The following is a 19570-nucleotide window of genomic DNA, read 5'->3' as shown; positions in this document are numbered from 1 at the left end:
AGTTAATATCCACTAAAATTACACAACATCTAGATGCCGCGCACTTGACAAAGTGCGCGGCATCTTTTTTGCGCGCTCCCTTTCCGCAGATTTATGAAGGCGGTATTGTCATCAGACTTGATTCGGACACGCCAAAGGGCGGCGGGGACGAAATGGGATGTCTTGTCGAAGATGCGGCACATAGGACGGAGACAGACCGGGGATGACGGTTCACAATTCGGATCTGCGCGAGCAGACAGTTCAACGCGTTGAAAACACGCATGCTGGCGTGGCATTGAGCGCGGCTCTTGCGCGTTGCCGGCTGGTATTCAGTGCGGTTCGGACAGGCTTTGCGAGGCTTCCTGTCCTGATGTCGGGCACAGTTCTGGCCTCGGCAAGCATGGCGCTGGCGCAGGACGGGCTTGTGGCAAAGACGGGCGCGCGGCTATTTTCATCCGGAGAAACCATCACCTATTCGCTTTTCGTCGGCATGCTTTCGGCAACGCTGTTTTCCGTTGTCTGGCTCGTGCGCCAGCGCGGCAATATCGAGGCGGAGAGCAGCGAATACCGTCAGGCGCTTGCCCAGTCCCACCACAAGATCGCGAAATACGAGGCGCTGATTTCCGACAAGAGCCGCCGCATCGTCATCTGGGACGGCGCGGATAAGCGCCCCGAATTTCTGGGACAGCTGCCGGCAGAAACCGGTGTGCCGCAGGCGGATCACGATTTTCTGGCCTTTGGCCGCTGGCTGAAACCAGCATCCGCAAGCCAGCTTGAAAAATCCATCGAAAAACTCCGCAGCCATGCGCAGAGTTTCGATCTAACCATTGAAACACAGCGCGGCGAAGTCATTGAAGTTCAAGGCCGGGTTTCCGGCGGCAATGCCTTTGCCCGTTTCATCGCGCTCAACAATCTGCGCGCGGAACTCGCTGAATTGCAGGTGGAGCGCGAGCGCCTGATCGCTTCGGTCTCCACATTTCAGGAGCTTCTGGATTCCATCGAACAACCGGTCTGGCGGCGCAATGGCGAAGGCGAACTCACCTGGGTCAACCACGCTTATGCGCATGCTGTGGATGCACGCGACGCCGACCAGGCCGTTCATGAAAAACGCGAGCTGCTGAACACGGTTACCCGGCAGAAGATACGCGCGGCCGCGACACCGGAATCACCCTATCACGACCGTATTTCGACGGTTGTTTCCGGAAACCGCACCTTCTTTGACGTCGTGGATATCAAGACAGCCGGCGGTTCGGCTGGCATCGCTATCGACGCAACGGAAGCCGAAACCATCAGCGAGGAACTCAAGCGGGTTCTGAAAAGTCACGCTGAAACGCTCGATCATCTGGCAACACCCGTCGCCATTTTCGACGGCCGGCAGCGGCTGCAATTCTACAATCAGGCTTTCGCGGCTCTCTGGGGTTTCGACCTCGTTTTCCTCGAATCCAGCCCTGATAATTCCGAGCTTCTGGACAGGCTGCGCACCGCCGGCAAATTGCCGGAGCAGCTGAATTGGAAGAACTGGAAAGAGGCGGCGCTTTCCGTTTACCGTTCGCTGGATACCAAGACCGATCTCTGGCACCTGCCGAACGGCCAGACCCTGCGGGTCATCGCAACCGCCCATCCGCAGGGCGGCGCGACCTGGGTTTTCGAGAACCTGACCGAGCAGGTCGACCTGCAGATGCGCTACAACACGCTGGTGAAGGTGCAGGGCGAAACCATCGACCATCTGGCCGAAGGTGTCGCCGTATTCGGTGCGGATGGGCGCATTCGCCTCTCCAACCCGGCATTCCGGGCGCTCTGGGGCGTGACCGCGGAACAGGCTGAGACTGGCACCCATATCCGCGCCATCGAAACCGCCTGCACACAATCTTATGACAGGCCGGACGGCTGGCGCGCCTTCAGCCAGTTCATTACCAGCTTCGATGATGAGCGGCCCTCGCGACAGGGAACGCTGGAACTGCTTTCCGGCCTTGTGCTCGACTATGCCATCATTCCGCTGCCCGATTCACAGACCATGCTGACTTTCGTCAACATGACCGACAGCGTGCGGGCCGAGCGGGCGCTCAAGGAAAAGAACGACGCGCTTTTGAAGGCCGACGAGCTGAAGAACGATTTCGTGCAGCATGTTTCCTACGAGCTGCGCTCGCCGCTGACCAATATCATCGGCTTCACCGACCTCCTGAAGACGCCCGGCATCGGCCAGTTGACGGACCGGCAGGCCGAATATCTCGACCATATTTCCACCTCCTCCTCGGTTCTCCTGACCATCGTCAACGATATTCTCGATCTCGCGACGGTGGACGCGGGCATCATGCAGCTCAATTATTCGGATAATGATCTGAACGAATTGCTTGAAGACGTTTCGGTGCAGATCGCCGACCGGCTGCAGGAAAGCGGCATTTCGCTCGAGATCGTTGCACCGACCCATCTCGGCAGTCTCGTGGCCGATCACCAGCGACTGAAGCAGATTCTCATCAAGCTGCTGACCAACGCGATCAATTTCGCCCCGGAAGGGTCTTCGGTTCAGCTCTCCTGCCAGCGCAGCGAAGGTGACTTCGTGTTCTCGGTGGCGGACAAGGGTCCGGGTATTCCTGAAGACATGCTGAAGAGCGTGTTCGACCGCTTCGCGACGCGCGGCAATGGCGGGCGGCGAACCGGTGCAGGGCTTGGCCTTTCCATCGTGGAAAGCTTCGTCAGCCTGCACCATGGCACGGTCAGCATCGACAGCCGACCCGGCAACGGCACCATCGTCACGTGCCGCATTCCTTCCGGCACACGGCCGCATTCCATCGCCGCAGAATGAGCGAAGACATCTTGCCGATCACCATTCCCCTTGAGGGAGAGAAGGACACCATCAGGCTCGGTGAAGACCTCGCACTGGCCTTGAAACCCGGCGATTGTCTCGCACTCATCGGCGATCTCGGCGCCGGCAAATCAACGCTCGCCCGAGCCTTCATCCGGGCGATGGCGGATGAGCCTGATCTCGAAGTGCCGAGCCCCACCTTCACGATCATCCAGACTTATGACGCCCGCATTCCGGTCGCCCATCTTGATCTTTACCGGCTTTCGGATGTTTCCGAGCTGGACGAACTCGGCATCCATGAGATGCTGGAGGACGGCATCTGCCTGATCGAGTGGCCGGATATCGCCGCCGAGATTCTACCGCCGGAACAGACCGTAACCCTTACGCTGACACATTCCGGCGAAGGGCGGCTCGCCTCCATCGAGGCTCCGGCAAAACTGAAAGCACGGCTTGAGCGGGTTTTCGCCATCCGCGCATTTCTCGCGAAAAATGGCAGGGGCGATGCGGCCCGGCGCTTTCTAAGCGGCGATGCTTCCACACGCGCCTATGAGACCGTTTCAACTGGTGGGCCGGATCTTATCCTGATGGACTGGCGGCGCCCCATGCGAGGGGCGATCGTCGCTGAAGGCAAGACCTATGCGGAAATCGCCCATCTTGCCCAGGATGCGCGTTCCTTCGTGGCTATTGGCAATTATCTGAGAAATAGCGGCTTTTGCGCGCCGGAGATTCTGGCGGCGGATACCGATCAGGGCACTCTCCTGCTGGAAAACCTTGGGCGGGAGGGCGTGCTGGCGCCTGACGGGACGCCGATAGAGGACCGCTATCTGCAAAGCGTCGCCTGTCTCGCGGCCCTTCACCAGGCCTCGCGGCCCGACCTGCTGCCAGTGGGTGACGGCAGCGCCTATGAGGTTCCCCCCTTCGACCGGCAGGCGATGAAGATCGAGGTTTCGCTGCTGGCGGAATGGTATCTGCCGCATAAACGCGGCAAGCCCCTCACCGATAGCGAAAAAAGCGACTATTACGCTCTATGGGACAGGCTGATCGACCAGCTCGCCGACTGTGAGACGGGACTTGTGCTGCGCGATTTCCATTCACCCAACCTTATATGGCAGCCGCAAAACAGCGGCATACGGCAAGTCGGCCTGATCGATTTTCAGGATGCGATGATCGGCCCGACCGCCTATGATGTCGCTTCCATCGTGCAGGATGCCCGGGTTACCATCTCCCCCGAACTGCAAGCGCGTCTGCTTTCGCACTATCTTGAGAGCAGAAGAAACACGTCTTTCGATGAGGCCGCTTTCCTCAAGGCTTTCGCCATCATGTCGGCGCAACGCAACTGCAAGCTCGCCGGTATCTGGGTGAGGCTGTTGGAACGGGATCGAAAACCCGGTTATATGAAACATATGCCGAGGACGTTCCGCTATCTCAGTGCAGCGCTTTCGCATCCGGAACTCGCACCACTCAGAGACTGGTGCCTGCGCATGGGCATCGAATTTAACGACTGAAAGACGGTTGACCACGATGACGATCAAAAACGCGATGGTGCTGGCCGCCGGGCTTGGCACGCGGATGCGCCCGATCACGGATACGATCCCGAAGCCGCTCGTGAAAATCGCCGGCAAACCGATGATCGACTACGCGCTCGATTCCCTTGTCGAAGCCGGTGCCGAGACAATCGTCGTCAACGTGCATCACCACGCCGAACAGATGATTACTCATCTCGAAAACCGCACCGACGCCGAAATCCTGATTTCCGACGAGCAGTCGCAGCTGATGAATTCCGGTGGCGGACTTGCCAAGGGCCTGAAGCTTCTGGAACCCGGCCCGGTCTTCGTCATGAATGCCGATCTTTTCTGGATCGGCGAGCAATTGAATGCGGTCAGCAACCTGCGCAAGCTTGCGCAATTCTTCGATCCCGCCCGCATGGATATGGCGCTGCTCTGCGTCGACATGGATCGCACCACCGGACACAATGGGAAGAGGGATTTCAACCTGGCGGATGACGGAAAACTGGCGCGGTATCGCGATGGCGACCCAACCCCGGTAGTTTATGCGGGCGCCATCGCCATGGATTCGCGACTGCTGGACGATGCGCCGGTGGATGCCTTCAACCTCAATATCTATTTCGATCGCGCCATCGGAAAAGACCGGCTTTTCGGGCTTTCTCTGGATGGTCACTGGATTACGGTCGGCACGCCCGACGCAATAGAAGACGCCGAAAGCATTATCCGGCAATTCAGGGAAAAACGCTCTGCATGACCCTTACTCACCACGCAAAGCGCGTCCTGACGATCGCCGCGGGAACACCGTTCCTCAGGACGCTCGCGGAAACGCTGTGTGATGGGACGCTGACATCAGGCTATAAATACGACCCGGCCGATCCGCTATCGCTTGCCAAGGTGACGATCTATGTGCCGACGCGGCGCTCCGCCCGCGTGCTGCGCTCCGAATTCGTCGATCTTCTAGGCGGCCGATCTGCCATTCTGCCGCTGATCCGGCCTCTGGGCGAGACGGATGACGATAGCGGCTTCTTCGAGATCGAAAACCCTGAGATCATGGATCTGGCGCCGCCGATTTCCGGCACCGGCCGGCTCATCGAACTGGCGCGTCTCATTCTCGCCTGGCGCAACAGCCTGCCGGACGCCATCCGGGCCATCCATTCCGATTCGCCGCTTGTCGCCCCCGCCAGCCCCGCCGATGCCATATGGCTGGCGCGTGCGCTTGCAGAGGTGATCGATGCGATGGATACGGAAGAAAAGGACTGGGAAGCGCTTCAGCATCTCGATACTGGCGATCACGCTCAATGGTGGCAGCTGACTGCGGACTTCCTGCGGATCGCCAGCGTCTTCTGGCCGGCGCGGCTTGCCGAACTCAACCGTTCCTCCGCCGGCCGGCATCGCAACGCCATCCTGCGGGCGGAAGCGAACCGGCTTGCCAATTTGCCGGATACGGGACCCATCATCGTCGCAGGGTCGACGGGCTCCATTCCTGCGGCAGCCGATCTCATCGCCGCCGTTGCCGCCCTGCCGCAAGGCACCGTTGTGCTTCCCGGCCTCGACCTCGCCATGCCGGAGGAACAATGGCAGGCGATTGCCGAGGACCCCACCGATCCTTCGAGCCGCACCCATTCGCAATACGGGCTTTATATGCTGTTGCAGAAGCTCGGCATCCTGCGCGATGACGTGGATCAGATTGGCGCCATTGACGGCGATCTGGAAAAGCGCGCAGCGGTGTTTTCGGCCGCACTCGCACCGGCCAAATCCACCAGCGACTGGAATCGCTGGCGCGAAGACAGGCAACCCGGCTTTTTCGACGATGCTTTCGCAACCGCCACGCTTATTGAAGCCGCCAATGAGCGCGAGGAGGCAACGGCCATCGCAGTGGCTTTGCGGCTGGCCCTTGAAGCACCGGGTGCTGGCCGTCCATCGCAGGCAGCATTGATTACACCGGACCGCGGACTGGCGCGACGCGTGGCGACGGAGTTACAGCGCTTCGGCATCGAAGCCGACGACTCGGCCGGTACGCCGCTTTCCGCCACCCCGCAAGCCGGGCTGACGCAACTGGCGCTGGAGGCCATCCTCAGGCCCGGAGACCCCGTGCCAATTATTTCCCTCCTGAAACATCCGCTCAGCCGTTTCGGGCTTTCCGATGAAGCTTTCGCGAAAGCCTCGAAAGCGCTGGAGCTGATTGCGCTGCGCGGCGGCCGTGTGGAAACCGAAATCGGCAATCTGGAAGCAGTTCTGGATGCACAGCTTGTGGTGCAGCGCGATGACCGGCACCCGCCCGCCTGGCGGCTGGCCCTGCCGCAGGCAAGCGCGGAGGCCGCGCGCGATCTGGCGCGGCGGATTGCCGTTGCGACCGAACCGCTCGGCTCCGCCTTTATCCGCAGAGATCGATCCGGCCGCGCCTTCACCGATAAATTGCCACTGTCCGTCTGGGCGGAGCGGACGGGCCGCGTGATCGAAGCCATCTGTGCGGATGAAAACAACGATCTTGCCGCACTCTGGTCCGGTGAAGCGGGAGACAAGCTTTCCGAGCTGTTCGGCGAATTGATGGAAAACGGCGAAATCCTCGACGCGGACGGACCGCAATGGATCGATATTTTTGCGGCACTGGTGGCCGGTGAATCGATCAAGCCACGATCGATGCGCCACCCGCGCATTTTCATCTTCGGCGCCCTTGAGGCACGGCTGCAAAGTGTCGACACCGTCGTGATCGGCGGCCTCAATGAAGGGCTCTGGCCCGGCCAGACAGCGAATAATCCGTTTCTGTCCCGCACCATGAAGACCACGATTGGGCTGGAGCCGCCGGAACGGCGTATCGGCCAGTTGGCGCATGATTTCGAGATGGCAAATGGCACCCGGCAGATTTTTTACACCCGCGCGCTGAGGCAGGGCTCGACACCCGCCGTCGCCTCACGCTGGCTGCAGCGTCTTCTGGCGCTGGGCGGCGAGAAATTTGCCGAAAGCCTGAAGAAGCGCGGCGAGACCTATCGCCATTGGGCAGGATTGATGGATGAAAGTATCGATCAGGAAGCGGCAAAGCGCCCTGCCCCGAAGCCGCCGGCCGAGTTGCAGCCAACGCGCTATTCCTTCAGCGAAGTGGGCCGCCTGCGCCGCGACCCCTATTCGATCTATGCGCGGCGCATCCTGAAGCTGGACCCGCTTGCCCCCTTCAACCGCGATCCGAACGCCGCCGATCGCGGCACGCTCTATCACGCGATCATCGAGCGTTATTCCCGCGAGGCGCATATTCCCGGTACACCGGCCTCGCTCGCGGCCATGCAACGCATTCTCGATGAGTGTTTCGACGCGGAAAACCTGCCTCCCCATGTGGATGTCATCTGGCGGCCGCGTTTTGCGGCGGTGGCCCGCGCCTTCATCGACTGGGAGAAGGAAAGGCATCCGTCCATCCGCCACAGCTTTTTCGAGGCACGCGCCGGGCAGGAAATCGCCGAGGCGGGCATAAGGCTGACCGGGATCGCCGACCGCATCGACATCAAGACGAACGGCCAGGCGGATATTATCGATTACAAGACGGGGCTTGCGCCTTCCGTCAATCAGGCGCGCGCGCTGCTTGATCCACAGCTTGCGCTGGAAGCCGCAGCGCTGATGCGCGGCGCCTTCCGCGAAGCCGGTTCGCCCACGCCTGACAATCTCATCTATGTTCGCCTGCGGCCGGGCGAGCGCTTCTTTGCCGATCAGGTCAATAACGAACATTCCAGTCGAAGCAGCAAAAGACCGCCGAAATCGGCGATTGAGCTCGCCACTGAATCGATCGAACAGCTCACCAAATTCGTTCATTCTCTGCGCAACGGCGAAAACGGCTTCGCCTCGCGGCTGGTGCCCGAGGAGCAGCAATCCTATGGCGGGGAATATGACCACCTCGCCCGCGTTTCGGAATGGTCGACGGCGGAACCCGGAGACGGCGATGACGATTGATCCCTTCGACGCCGGCCCCGCCGCCGACACGCCTGAAAGCTGGATCGACTGGACCAGCGCCCGGCAGCGGCTTGCCTCCGATCCCGCCAGTTCCGCATGGGTGTCGGCCAATGCCGGCTCAGGCAAGACCCATGTCCTGACCCAGCGCGTCATTCGCCTGCTTCTGGCCGGGTGCCGGCCCTCGGCGATTTTGTGCCTCACCTATACCAAGGCCGCGGCGTCGGAAATGTCGAGCCGTGTTTTCGACCGTCTGGCGGAATGGGCTACTTTGCCGGATTCCGATCTTAAGGACCGTATCGCCACCATCGAAGGCAAGGCGCCGGATCGCATCAAGCTTGCCGAAGCGCGCAGGCTGTTTGCCAAGGCGCTGGAAACACCGGGCGGGCTGAAAATCCAGACCATCCACGCCTTCTGCGAGGCGTTGCTGCACCAGTTTCCGCTGGAAGCCAATGTCGCCGGCCATTTCTCCGTTCTCGATGACCGCGCCGCGACCACGCTGCTGGCCGAGGCGCGTCGTACGCTTCTGACGGCGGTTTCGACAGAAAGCGATGCGGAACTGGCGCAGTCACTTGCCTATGTGCTTGATCTCGCCGACGAAAGCGGGCTGGAATCACTGCTCTCCGCCATCATCGCCAACCGCAGCGCCCTTCGCGCCTTTCTTCTGGACGCCAAACAGTCAGGCGGCATCGATGCCCGGTTGCGGCAGGCGATGCAGATCGGCCAAGGGGAAACCGAAGAAACCGCGGCAGCCGCCTTCTGGCCTCTGCCCGGCCTCTCCGGCCTCGCGCTCGATACCTATCTGGCCCTTGCCGACGAGGTGGGCGGAACACGCGTCATCGATGTCGCTTATGCGCTCAGGGAAGCAAAACGCCAAACGGACCCCGTCCGGCGGATGGAATTCATCGAAGCGGCGCTGCTGACGGCCAAGGGCGAAAAGAAGTCTGATACCTATGTCATCAACAAGGGTATGCAGAAATCCGCCCCCGAACTTCTCGATGCGCTGACGCTGGCGCGTGACCATGTTGTTTCCTGCCGCAACCGTTATCGTCTGGTGCGGATGCTGGCGGCGACAAAATGCGCCCTTGTTCTGGCCGAAAGGCTGATCGGCGATTTCGAAGACCTGAAGAAACAGCGAAGCCAGCTCGATTTCGAAGATCTGATCGAGCGCGCCGCCAACCTCCTCAACCGCGATACGGCGGGCGCCTGGGTGCATTACAAACTGGATCAGGGCATCGACCATATTCTGGTCGACGAGGCGCAAGATACGAGCCCGGTGCAATGGTCGATCATCCAGTCACTGGCGGCGGATTTCTTCACGGGCGAGAGCGCCCGCTTGGGACGGCGCACGCTGTTTGCCGTGGGCGATGAAAAACAGTCGATCTATTCATTCCAGGGTGCGCGGCCGGAACGGTTTTCGCAGGAGCGCGAAGAGACCAAAAGGCGCGTCGATTCTGTGGAGCAGGCCTTTCACCGCATCCGCCTGCCGCTATCCTTCCGGTCCACGCAGGATGTGCTGGCCGCTGTCGACCAGGTGTTTTCAGACCCGAATAACGCCAGCGGTCTCAGCGCCGATAACGAACCGGTGGAACACCGATCCAACCGGGCCGGTCATCCGGGCACTGTGGAGGTGTGGGACATGGTGGCGCCGGAAACCACTGAAGACGAAGAGGATTGGACTGCCCCCTTCGATGCGCTGCGGGAAAGTGCGCCGGCCACCATCGTTGCCCGCCGTATCGCCGCGCGCATCGCCGATATGATCGGAAACGAAACCATTATCGAAAAAGGTATCGAGCGTACCGTCGAGCCCGGCGATATTCTGGTGCTTGTCAGAAAACGCCATGCCTTCGTTAATGCGCTGACCCGGGAGTTGAAAGGGCGCAAGAACATTCCCGTTGCCGGTGCCGACCGTCTTCGCCTGACCGACCACATTGCCGTGCAGGACCTTCTGGCGCTCGGCCATTTCGTTGTCCTGCCCGAAGATGACCTTTCACTCGCCGCACTTTTGAAAAGCCCGCTCTTCAACCTGACGGAAGATGACGTTTTCGACATTGCTGCCACGCGATCGGAAACGGAAAGCGTCTGGAAACGGCTGCAAATCCTTTCGCAGGAAGAGAATAGTCACCTTTCCACCGTTGCCGCCAAGCTGGAAGGCTTCATCGTGCTTTCGAAAACGGCCACGGTGCATGATTTCTTTGCAGCGGTCCTGACCCTGCATGACGGGCGCAAAAAATTCCTCGGCCGGCTTGGCAACGAGGCGAGCGACGTTCTGGATGAGTTCCTGTCCTTTGCGCTGGATCACGAAAGAACCGGCCTGCCCGGCCTGCAGGCCTTTTTGTCCGTTCTGGAAACCGATTCTCCTGAAGTGAAGCGCGAGCAGGACAAGGATCGCGGCGAAGTGCGCATCATGACCGTGCACGCCTCCAAGGGCCTGGAAGCGCCGGTTGTTTTTGTCGTTGATGGCGGTTCGAAAGCCTTCAACCACAGCCATGTGCCGAAACTGCGCTTCGTTGAAGCGGGTGAGGACGCCTTCCCGGTGTGGCTACCCGGCAGCGGTTTTTCCAACCATCTCATCCGCTCAGATGAAGAACGACTGAAGACGGCCGCCGAAGACGAATATCGACGGCTGCTTTATGTGGCGATGACGCGCGCTGCTGATCATCTCGTCGTCTGCGGTTATCGCGGCCAGAAGGAAAATCCCGAATGCTGGCATGCCATCGTCAAGGCGGCGCTTGCCAACAATGAAGACCATTGCAAGCCGCAGCTTTTCATGGCGGATGGCGAGGAATGGCAGGGGCTTGTCTGGCGTAAATCCGAGGCTCGCACGACATCTATCCCGCAAAAGCTACCGGAAACGCAGCAGCAGGAAGAATACGCCCTTCCGGCGGGACTTCTCGCTCCCTTGCCGGCACTGCCCTCCCTGCCGAGACCGCTCAGCCCGTCCGGTGCCGGCACCATCATTGATGACGGCGCGGACGATCTCGCCGTGCGTTCGCCGCTTTTCGGCGAGAAAACCGATGTCTCGTCGCTGGCGCTGCAGCGCGGTAGGCTAGTGCATCGCATGCTGCAAGCCCTGCCGGATTTTACCGAGGAGGAGCGGGAAGCGGCTGCGCGCCGTTATGCGGAGCGTGCGGCCCGTTTCTGGCCTGCTGCCGAGCGCGAACATTTGATACGAGCGGTTCTGCGCGTCATGTCCGAACCGGCGGTGCAACCGGCCTTCTCCGCCAACAGCCGCGCGGAAGTGTCGATCATGGGCACGATGACGATCGGCAGGCAGCAATATGCCGTCTCCGGCCGCATCGACCGGCTGGCCGTGGATGGTGATCGCGTCATTCTGGTCGATTACAAGACCAACCGCGTGCCGCCGCGCGAAGCGCGTGAAATACCTTTCTCCCACACGGCGCAGCTTGCCATCTATCGCGAAATTCTAGCACCGCTCTATCCCGGCAAGAAATTTGTCTGTGCGCTGATCTATACGGAAAATGCCGCTTTTGTGGCAGTCGAAGACGATGCGATGAGAGAGGCCCTTGCCGCAATAAAGACAAAGTGAGATACCGGGGCATTGAAATTCCGACGCGCCCGCATCACATCGATAGCGGAAAAGATTAGCTGAAAGGAGAGCCAGATATGGCTACCGTAAAAGTCGATGCCGCCAACTTCCAGTCCGAAGTCCTCGAATCCGCCGAACCCGTCGTGGTGGATTTCTGGGCCGAATGGTGCGGCCCGTGCAAGATGATCGCGCCAAGCCTTGAGGAAATTTCGTCCGAGCTAGCCGGCAAGGTCAAGGTCGCAAAGCTCAACATCGACGAAAACCCGGAACTGGCGGCCCAGTTCGGCGTGCGCTCGATCCCGACCCTTGCCATGTTCAAGGGCGGCGAAGTGGCTGATATCAAGGTTGGCGCTGCTCCCAAGACAGCGCTTTCAGCCTGGATTTCCGGCGCCGCATAAGCAATATCAATGGAATGAAAAAAGCCCGGCAGTGATGCCGGGCTTTTTTATTGGGGAACCGTGCCGTTCAGGGTAAGCGCATTGCCCGCAAGGTAAAGCGAGCCGCCGATCAGGATGCGCGGCGCCGGTCCTTCGGGATTAAAGCGGCGCGACAGCTCTTCCAAGGCATGCGTGAGAGACGAGGTGGGTGCCGCAACAAGACCGGCATCGAAGGCGGCATGGGCAAGTACCACGGGGTCGATCGCCGCATCCGTGCCGCCGATCGGCACGGTGAAGACATATTCGGCGATATCGGCGAAGGCCTTGAAATAACCCACCGGATCCTTGGTGTTGATCATGCCCGCAATGATGAAGAGCGGGCGTGCCATCTTTTCCTCAAAGCCAGCCATCGCCTCGGCGATAACCTCGCCCGCGCCGGGATTATGACCGCCATCGACCCAGATTTCCGCATCCTTCGGGGCCATTTCAGCGATTTTGCCGGACAGGATACGCTGCAAACGGCCGGGCCATTCCACCGTGGTCATGGCCTTTTCGATCATCCGTTCCGTCACCTCGAAACCGGCGGCCTTGACGGCGCGGATCGCGGCAGCGGCATTGGCAAGCTGGTGACGGCCGGGAAGTCGTGGCAACGGCGCATCGGCCAGACCGAACTCGTCCTGATAAACCATGCGGCCGAATTCTTCATGGGCGGAAAAATCCTGCCCGTAGACGGATACCGGGCAACCGAGCCGCTCCGCCGTGGCAATCAGCGTTTCGAGCGCCGCATCATATTCCTGATGACCGATGACGACGGGCGAACCCTTTTTCATGATGCCGGCCTTTTCGGCGGCTATCAGCTCCACGCGGTCACCGAGATAGGCCTGATGATCGAGCGAGATCGGCATGATGACGGAGACGGCTGGGTGGTTGATTACATTGGTTGCATCGAATCGACCGCCTAGGCCAACCTCTACGACGGCGGCATCGGCGGGTTGTTCCGCAAAAAGCACGAACATCGCCGCAGTCAGAATTTCGAAAACCGTTATCATCTGACCGGCATTGGCAGTTTCAATGCGGCGCAGCGCGTCCGCAAAGATCTCGTCTTCAACATAACGACCTTTATCGCCGGCCACGCCGATACGGTACCGCTCATGCCAGTTCACAAGATGCGGCGATGTATGCACGTGGACGGAAAGCCCTGCCGCCTCCAGCAGGGCACGGCAGAAGGCCGTGACCGAACCCTTGCCATTGGTGCCGGCCACATGGATCACCGGCGGCATTCTGTTCTGGGGATTGCCGAGTTTTTCGAGAAGACGGGAAATTCTGTCGAGTGAAAGATCGAACCCCTTGGGGTGGAGCTGCATCAGCTCTTCAATGATCTTTTCGGCCTCACCGATCGCGGGCTTCGTCATGTCTTCCGTTCGCCTTTCAGGCGTTTTGCTTGCCATTTGTCCGCCGCACCAAAAAATGAAATCATGCAACGTATAGCATCATCCCGAAGGCAGTTTATGCCTCCGGGCGACATATTTTTTTCCTCAGGCCGAAGCCGCCAGCGGTACGACGGCGTTTGCGTTGTCAGCAGGCGCTTTGGTCATGATCTTGAGCAGATTGGCCAGCGTGGCCGGGATTTCGCGGCGGTCGACGACCATATCCACCATGCCGTGTTCCAGCAGGTATTCCGAGGTCTGGAAGCCTTCCGGCAGCTTTTCACGAATGGTCTGCTCGATCACACGCTTGCCCGCAAAGCAGATTTCGGCGCCCGGCTCGGCGATATGTACGTCACCCAGCATAGCGTAGGAGGCCGTAACACCACCCGTCGTCGGGTTCGTCAGAACCACGATATAGGGCATGCCTGCCTCTTTCAGCATGTTTACCGCAACCGTGGTGCGCGGCAGCTGCATCAGCGAAAGAATGCCTTCCTGCATGCGCGCCCCGCCGGAGGCCGGGAACATGACGAGCGGGCAACGCTCGGAAATCGCACGCTCAAAGGCCTTGACGATGGCTTCGCCGGCGGCGATGCCGAGCGAACCGCCCATGAACTGGAATTCATGCACGACGGCAACGATCTTCAGGCCCTTCAAGTGGCCGACACCGGCAAGGATCGTGTCTTCCTGCTCGGTTTTCGTGCGGCTGTCACGCAGACGGTCGGTGTATTTCTTGGAATCGCGGAACTTCAGAGGGTCCTGCGCTACCTTCGGCTGGACCAGGGCCTCATAGACGCCACCATCAAAAAGATCGGCAAGGCGCGCCTTGGCCGGCATCTTCATATGGTAACCGGAAGCCGGGATGACCCACTTGTTGTCTTCCAGGTCCTTGTGGAAGACCATTTCGCCCGTTTCCGGGCACTTGATCCACAGGTTCTCCGGAACCTCCGGGCGGCGGCCAAGCATGGAATTGATCCGCGGCCGAACGTAATTAGTGATCCAGTTCAACTGTCTACTCCTGACTGGGCCGCGCGCTTATTCCGCAGCGGCAAGGCGCGACGCACGCACGCCCGTTGAAAGTCCTTTTACCAGCGTCGTAACGGCCGGCACGGTATCGGCGGTCGCCTGCCCGTCCTTGGTCAGGCTGCCAGCAATCTGGTTGACGATGGCCGAACCGACCACAACGCCATCTGCCACCGCGCCGATCGCTTTTGCATGATCGGCCGTCTTGACACCAAAACCGACACAGACCGGCAGTTCCGTATGCGCCTTGATACGACCGACAGCGCCCGAGATCAACGAGGGATCGGGAAGCGCCGAACCGGTGATACCGTTCATCGAAACGTAATAAACGAAACCTGAGGTATTTTTAAGGACGGTCGGCAGGCGCTTGCCATCCGTAGTCGGGGTAGCGAGACGGATGAAGTTGATGCCGCGCGCAAGCGCCGGTATGCAGAGTTCATCGTCCATTTCCGGCGGAAGATCGACTACGATCAGGCCATCGATGCCAGCCGCCAGCGCGTCGTCCAAAAACTTTTCGACGCCATAGATATAGATCGGATTATAATAGCCCATCAGCACGATGGGTGTTGCATCGTCTTGCCTGCGGAACTCGCGGGCGAGATCGAGCGTGGTCTTCAGCGTCTGTCCGCCCTTCAGCGCGCGCTGGCCGGCCAGCTGAATGGCCGGACCATCCGCCATCGGGTCGGAAAAGGGCATGCCGAGTTCGATGACGTCAGCACCGGCTTCCGGCAGCGCTTTCATGATGCCGAGCGAGGTCTGGAAATCCGGGTCGCCGCCCATGAAATAGGTAATCAGGGCCGGGCGATTTTCAGCGCGCAGATCGGCAAAGCGCTTGTCCATACGTGCAGTCATGATCTATACATCCATTCCAAGGAACTTGCTGACGGTGTGGACATCCTTGTCACCACGGCCGGAGAGGTTCATCAGGATGATTTCATCCTTGCCCATCTTTGGCGCGCGCTTGATGACCTCTGCCAAAGCGTGGCTCGGCTCGAGAGCCGGAATGATGCCTTCGAGGCGGGTCAGCATCTGGAAGGCGTCCAGCGCCTCATGGTCCATGATCGGCACATATTCCACGCGGCCGATATCGTTCAGCCAGGAATGTTCCGGGCCGATGCCGGGATAATCGAGACCGGCGGAAATGGAATGACCTTCCTTGATCTGGCCATCCTCGTCCTGAAGCAGATAGGTGCGGTTGCCATGCAGCACGCCCGGCGAACCGGCCGTGATCGAAGCGCAATGCTCGTCACCGGAAAGGCCCTTGCCGCCCGCCTCGACGCCGACGATGCGGACATTCTTGTCATCGAGGAAAGGATGGAAGATGCCGATGGCGTTCGAACCGCCGCCGACAGCCGCAATGACCAGATCCGGCAGGCGGCCTTCCGCCTCCAGCATCTGCGCCTTGGCTTCCTCGCCGATGACCGCCTGGAAATCGCGAACCATTTCCGGATAGGGATGCGGGCCGGCCGCGGTGCCGATCAGATAATAGGTATCCTCGACATTGGTAACCCAGTCACGCAGGGCCTCGTTCATGGCGTCCTTGAGCGTGCCATGACCTGCTGTCACCGGTTTCACCTCGGCGCCCAGAAGCTTCATGCGGAAGACGTTCGGGGCCTGACGGGCTACGTCCGTCGCGCCCATATAAACGACACAGGGAAGACCGAAACGTGCTGCCACCGTTGCGGAGGCAACGCCGTGCTGGCCGGCGCCGGTTTCCGCGATGATGCGGGTCTTGCCCATGCGCTTGGCAAGCAGGATCTGGCCGAGGCAATTGTTGATCTTGTGCGAGCCGGTGTGGTTCAGCTCTTCGCGCTTGAAATAGATCTTCGCGCCACCAAGTTCCGCCGTCAGGCGTTCCGCGAAATAAAGCGGGCTCGGGCGACCGGTATAGTGCGCGCCGAGATGCTTGAGTTCCGCCTGAAACGCGGGATCGGTCTTGGCCTTGTCCCATTCCGCCTGCAAATCCAGAATGAGCGGCATCAGCGTTTCGGCAACGAAGCGACCTCCGTAAATACCGAAACGGCCGTCCTCATCAGGACCAGCACGAAAAGAATTGGGTGTTGGCGCGTCGTTCACTTCAAGCTCCCTTTGGGCCTTTCGACCAATCATTCACCACATCAAAAAATGCATCGATCATGGACAGATCCTTGATGCCCGGCGCGCTTTCGACACCGGACGACAAATCTAGTCCGCTTGCCTTGGTTTCCGCCAGAGCCTCAGCGACATTGTCCTTGTTCAACCCTCCGGAAAGCATGTAATCGATGCTTCCGTCAAGTGATCGCAGGATGGTCCAGTCGAACGAGACGCCATTACCACCCGGCAGGTCGGAGCCCGCCGGCGCCTTGGCATCCAGCAGAAAACGATCGGCTATTCCAATATAAGGGTCGATTTTGGCAAGATCAGCGGCGTCGCGAATGGAAATCGCCTTCATGACGGGCAGGCCATAAAGCGCCTTGATGTTCAGCAACCGTTCCGGGCTTTCATTGCCATGCAGCTGCAGGATATCCGGTTTTACGAGATCAACGATTTCATCGAGATAATCATTATCGGCATCGACGGTGACCGCGACCACCTTGGCGGCGCCACGGGCGGCTTCCGCCAGCCTGCCGGCAATATCGGGCTCGATGTTGCGCGGGCTTTTTTCAAAGAAAATAAAACCGACATGGGACGCACCGCGCCTGACGGCACGCTCCAGCGCTTCCGGTGTCTTCAATCCGCAAATCTTGATATCCGGTTTCATACCCGCGACCTGACATGAAATGCGACAAGAGTCGAGCCAAATCGCACCCATTCCCGATGGAATGTTTCACGTGAATCCAGATGGCGATCCGTGCCGCAGGTTTCAATCGAAATCGATGGCGTGAAGTTTGGAGCCGTGGCGTTTCAGCCAGTCCTTGGCCTCATTGGTGTGCGGGCACAGCTTTTCACACAAGGCCCAGAATTTCGGACCGTGGTTCATTTCGCTCAGATGCGCGACCTCATGGGCGGCAAGATAATCGATGACCTTTTCCGGGGCCATGACGATACGCCAGGAAAAGCTCAAGTTTCCATCATGGGAACAGGAGCCCCAGCGGCTACGTGTATCCTTCATGCTGATGGACCGCACCGGCCGGCCGGCAGCGCTGGCATGAACGGCGACAAGCCGTTCCAGATCGGCCTTCGCTTCCTTTTTCAGGAATGTCGCGATCCGTCGTCTCAGATGTTCCGGCGCGCCGCTGACTTTCAGAACGTCGACGCCATCGGCGTCTTTCGCGATATGTGTCAGCCCTCGCAGGCTGCCGGTATGGTCAATGCGGTGGGATATGCCTCTGATATCGATGGTAGCGCCCGGACGCAAACCGTCATCGAGGCTGAATTTCAGAAGCTTGCCTTCCAGCCAGCCCTGATGCCTCTCGAGAAAATCATCCACCTGGCGGTGATGCAGGCCCATCGGGATCGTCAGCTTCAACGCCCGGCCGCCCGGTTCGATGCGCAAGGTGATGCGCGTGGCCCGCGGATTTTCCCTGACCGTGATCGGCACCTGCCGGCCCGCCACCGCGACGGTGCGCTGGCTCGGCGCAACCTTCTTTGGCGCCGGTGACTTCAGGGATTTTCTGAGGAGCGAAAACATGAACCCTTCATAGCCGATTCGTCCGTCGCTTGGCCACGCAAATGCATGACACCACACACCATCTTACGTCAGGCAGTCTGGTGTTTGTGGATAAAATCCAGCATGCGCGGCACGATTTCCTTCCGGAAGCGTGAGCCGTTGAAGACGCCATAGTGGCCGACATCCGGCTGCATGTAATGGGCGCGTTTGTCTTCAGGCAGGTTACTGCAGAGATCATGGGCCGCCTTTGTCTGGCCGACGCCTGAAATATCGTCATTCTCCCCTTCCACGGTGAACAATGCGACATTGCGAATGGCGGCGGGATCGACCGCCCTGCCCCGGTGCAGCATCTTTCCCTTCGGAAGCGCATGGTCGATGAAGACGGTTTCCACCGTCTGCAGATAAAACTCCGCCGTCAGATCCATGACGGCCAGATATTCATCGTAAAATTCGCGGTGCTTTTCGGCGGAATCGCCGTCATTCTTGACGAGGTTGAGGTAAAAATCCTTATGCGCCGTCATGTGCTTGTCGAGGTTCATCGACATGAAACCGGACAGCTGCAGGAAGCCGGGATAGACATTGCGGCCGAAAGCGGGCTGCGGCCACGGCACCTGCATGACGACATTATCGCGGAACCATTCGATCGGCTTCGCCTTGGCGAGACCATTGACGGCTGTGGGATTGATGCGCGTATCGATTGGACCGCCCATCAGCGTCATGGATGCCGGCGCAAATTTATCGCCATCGGCCTCCATAAGCGAAACGGCGGCCAGAACAGGCACGGACGGTTGACAGACGGCGACCACATGCGCGCCCGGACCTATCTCGCGCAGCATCTCGATGACATAACTGATGTAATCGTCGAGATCGAAGGTCCCATCGCTCGTTGCCACCATGCGGGCATCGACCCAATCGGTAATGTAAATATCGGCCGAAGGCAGCAGCGCCTCCACGGTGCCGCGCAGCAGGGTCGCATAATGGCCGGACATCGGCGCCACCAGCAGCACCTTCGGCTCAGGTTGGCGGGCAGGATCGATCTCTTTTTTGAAATGGACGAGATTGCAGAACGGACGCGACCAGACGGTCTCTTCAGCAACGGTAACGGTCTCTCCATCGACAATAGTCGTGGCAAGGCCGAATTCCGGTTTGACATAACGGCGCGTCAGGCGTTCGAAAACCTCGAAGCCGGCATCGAGGCTTCTTCCGAAAGCCGTGCTGGAAAGCGGGTTCATAGGATTGTTGCAGGCCTGGCGCATCATATCGGCACCGGCGCGCAGCGGCGCCATGGCCGCATGGTTCATTTCATAAAGATGGTAGAACACTGATGACGCCTCCCTCGCGATCACGCTCTTTTTTTCAACCATAGCAGCTTTTCGCAGGTGCACAA

The 19570-nt window shown here is 59.7% G+C and carries 13 protein-coding genes; 6 read left to right on the top strand and 7 right to left on the bottom strand.

From position 1 onward, the window contains the following. The first annotated feature begins 202 nt into the window (after positions 1–202). The 6 genes from DA915_RS25670 to trxA all read left to right on the top strand — a co-directional run bounded on the left by DA915_RS25670 (position 203) and on the right by trxA (position 12168). On the top strand, positions 203–2782 hold the full coding sequence (locus tag DA915_RS25670) for a PAS domain-containing sensor histidine kinase (protein WP_107677705.1): 2580 nt from the start codon (positions 203–205) through the stop codon (positions 2780–2782). Beyond that, entirely contained in the window at positions 2779–4287 is a 1509-nt protein-coding gene (gene tsaE, locus DA915_RS25665; RefSeq protein ID WP_107677704.1) for a tRNA (adenosine(37)-N6)-threonylcarbamoyltransferase complex ATPase subunit type 1 TsaE, read from the top strand. The genes DA915_RS25670 and tsaE overlap by 4 nt, the downstream gene beginning before the upstream one ends. A gap of 16 nt (positions 4288–4303) precedes the next feature. Then, positions 4304–5041 (top strand): nucleotidyltransferase family protein, encoded by a 738-nt coding sequence (locus DA915_RS25660; protein WP_107677703.1) that lies wholly within the window; start codon positions 4304–4306, stop codon positions 5039–5041. Continuing rightward, entirely contained in the window at positions 5038–8223 is a 3186-nt protein-coding gene (gene addB, locus DA915_RS25655) for a double-strand break repair protein AddB (protein ID WP_107677702.1), read from the top strand. The genes DA915_RS25660 and addB overlap by 4 nt, the downstream gene beginning before the upstream one ends. Beyond that, entirely contained in the window at positions 8213–11770 is a 3558-nt protein-coding gene (gene addA / locus DA915_RS25650; protein WP_107677701.1) for a double-strand break repair helicase AddA, read from the top strand. The genes addB and addA overlap by 11 nt, the downstream gene beginning before the upstream one ends. Before the next feature lie 77 nt (positions 11771–11847). Beyond that, positions 11848–12168: a thioredoxin gene (gene trxA, locus DA915_RS25645; protein ID WP_003505361.1), complete on the top strand. Its 321-nt coding sequence runs from the start codon at positions 11848–11850 to the stop codon at positions 12166–12168. A gap of 47 nt (positions 12169–12215) precedes the next feature. Here the strand turns inward: trxA and DA915_RS25640 are convergent, their stop codons facing one another. The 7 genes from DA915_RS25640 to DA915_RS25610 all read right to left on the bottom strand — a co-directional run bounded on the left by DA915_RS25640 (position 12216) and on the right by DA915_RS25610 (position 19505). Further along, a complete protein-coding gene (locus tag DA915_RS25640; RefSeq protein WP_371412725.1) occupies positions 12216–13595 on the bottom strand; it encodes a folylpolyglutamate synthase/dihydrofolate synthase family protein in 1380 nt (459 codons plus the stop codon). A gap of 87 nt (positions 13596–13682) precedes the next feature. Further along, positions 13683–14579, bottom strand: a complete 897-nt coding sequence (accD, locus tag DA915_RS25635) for an acetyl-CoA carboxylase, carboxyltransferase subunit beta (protein WP_107677700.1) — start codon at positions 14577–14579, stop codon at positions 13683–13685. A 27-nt stretch (positions 14580–14606) separates the two neighbouring features. Beyond that, positions 14607–15446 carry a tryptophan synthase subunit alpha gene (gene trpA, locus DA915_RS25630; RefSeq protein WP_003505355.1) on the bottom strand — a complete coding sequence of 280 codons (840 nt, stop codon included), beginning with the start codon at positions 15444–15446 and terminating at the stop codon, positions 14607–14609. Between the two features lie 3 nt (positions 15447–15449). Next, positions 15450–16670, bottom strand: coding sequence for a tryptophan synthase subunit beta (gene trpB, locus DA915_RS25625; protein WP_003505353.1), 1221 nt, complete (start codon positions 16668–16670; stop codon positions 15450–15452). A gap of 1 nt (position 16671) precedes the next feature. Continuing rightward, positions 16672–17334, bottom strand: a complete 663-nt coding sequence (locus tag DA915_RS25620) for a phosphoribosylanthranilate isomerase (RefSeq protein ID WP_003505352.1) — start codon at positions 17332–17334, stop codon at positions 16672–16674. 102 nt (positions 17335–17436) lie between these two features. Further along, positions 17437–18204, bottom strand: a complete 768-nt coding sequence (locus tag DA915_RS25615) for a M48 family metallopeptidase (protein WP_003505351.1) — start codon at positions 18202–18204, stop codon at positions 17437–17439. 68 nt (positions 18205–18272) lie between these two features. Then, positions 18273–19505, bottom strand: coding sequence for a polyhydroxyalkanoate depolymerase (locus DA915_RS25610; protein ID WP_233282912.1), 1233 nt, complete (start codon positions 19503–19505; stop codon positions 18273–18275). Between the last annotated feature and the right edge of the window lie 65 nt (positions 19506–19570).

The organism is Agrobacterium sp. LAD9, assembly GCF_003031125.1.
GTDB classification, from domain to species: Bacteria; Pseudomonadota; Alphaproteobacteria; order Rhizobiales; family Rhizobiaceae; genus Agrobacterium; species Agrobacterium radiobacter.
The sequence above is the reverse complement of the archived record's forward strand: the minus strand, read 5'-3'. Positions and strand labels throughout refer to the sequence as shown.

Bases quoted from the DNA above. Each gene is read 5' to 3' on its own strand.
- addB (WP_107677702.1), top strand. From the start codon at position 5,038: ATGACCCTTACTCACCACGCAAAGCGCGTCCTGACGATCGCCGCGGGA.
- addA (WP_107677701.1), top strand. From the start codon at position 8,213: ATGACGATTGATCCCTTCGACGCCGGCCCCGCCGCCGACACGCCTGAA.
- DA915_RS25615 (WP_003505351.1), bottom strand. From the start codon at position 18,204: ATGTTTTCGCTCCTCAGAAAATCCCTGAAGTCACCGGCGCCAAAGAAG.
- DA915_RS25620 (WP_003505352.1), bottom strand. From the start codon at position 17,334: ATGAAACCGGATATCAAGATTTGCGGATTGAAGACACCGGAAGCGCTG.
- DA915_RS25660 (WP_107677703.1), top strand. From the start codon at position 4,304: ATGACGATCAAAAACGCGATGGTGCTGGCCGCCGGGCTTGGCACGCGG.
- trxA (WP_003505361.1), top strand. From the start codon at position 11,848: ATGGCTACCGTAAAAGTCGATGCCGCCAACTTCCAGTCCGAAGTCCTC.
- trpA (WP_003505355.1), bottom strand. From the start codon at position 15,446: ATGACTGCACGTATGGACAAGCGCTTTGCCGATCTGCGCGCTGAAAAT.
- DA915_RS25670 (WP_107677705.1), top strand. From the start codon at position 203: ATGACGGTTCACAATTCGGATCTGCGCGAGCAGACAGTTCAACGCGTT.
- tsaE (WP_107677704.1), top strand. From the start codon at position 2,779: ATGAGCGAAGACATCTTGCCGATCACCATTCCCCTTGAGGGAGAGAAG.
- DA915_RS25640 (WP_371412725.1), bottom strand. From the start codon at position 13,595: ATGGCAAGCAAAACGCCTGAAAGGCGAACGGAAGACATGACGAAGCCC.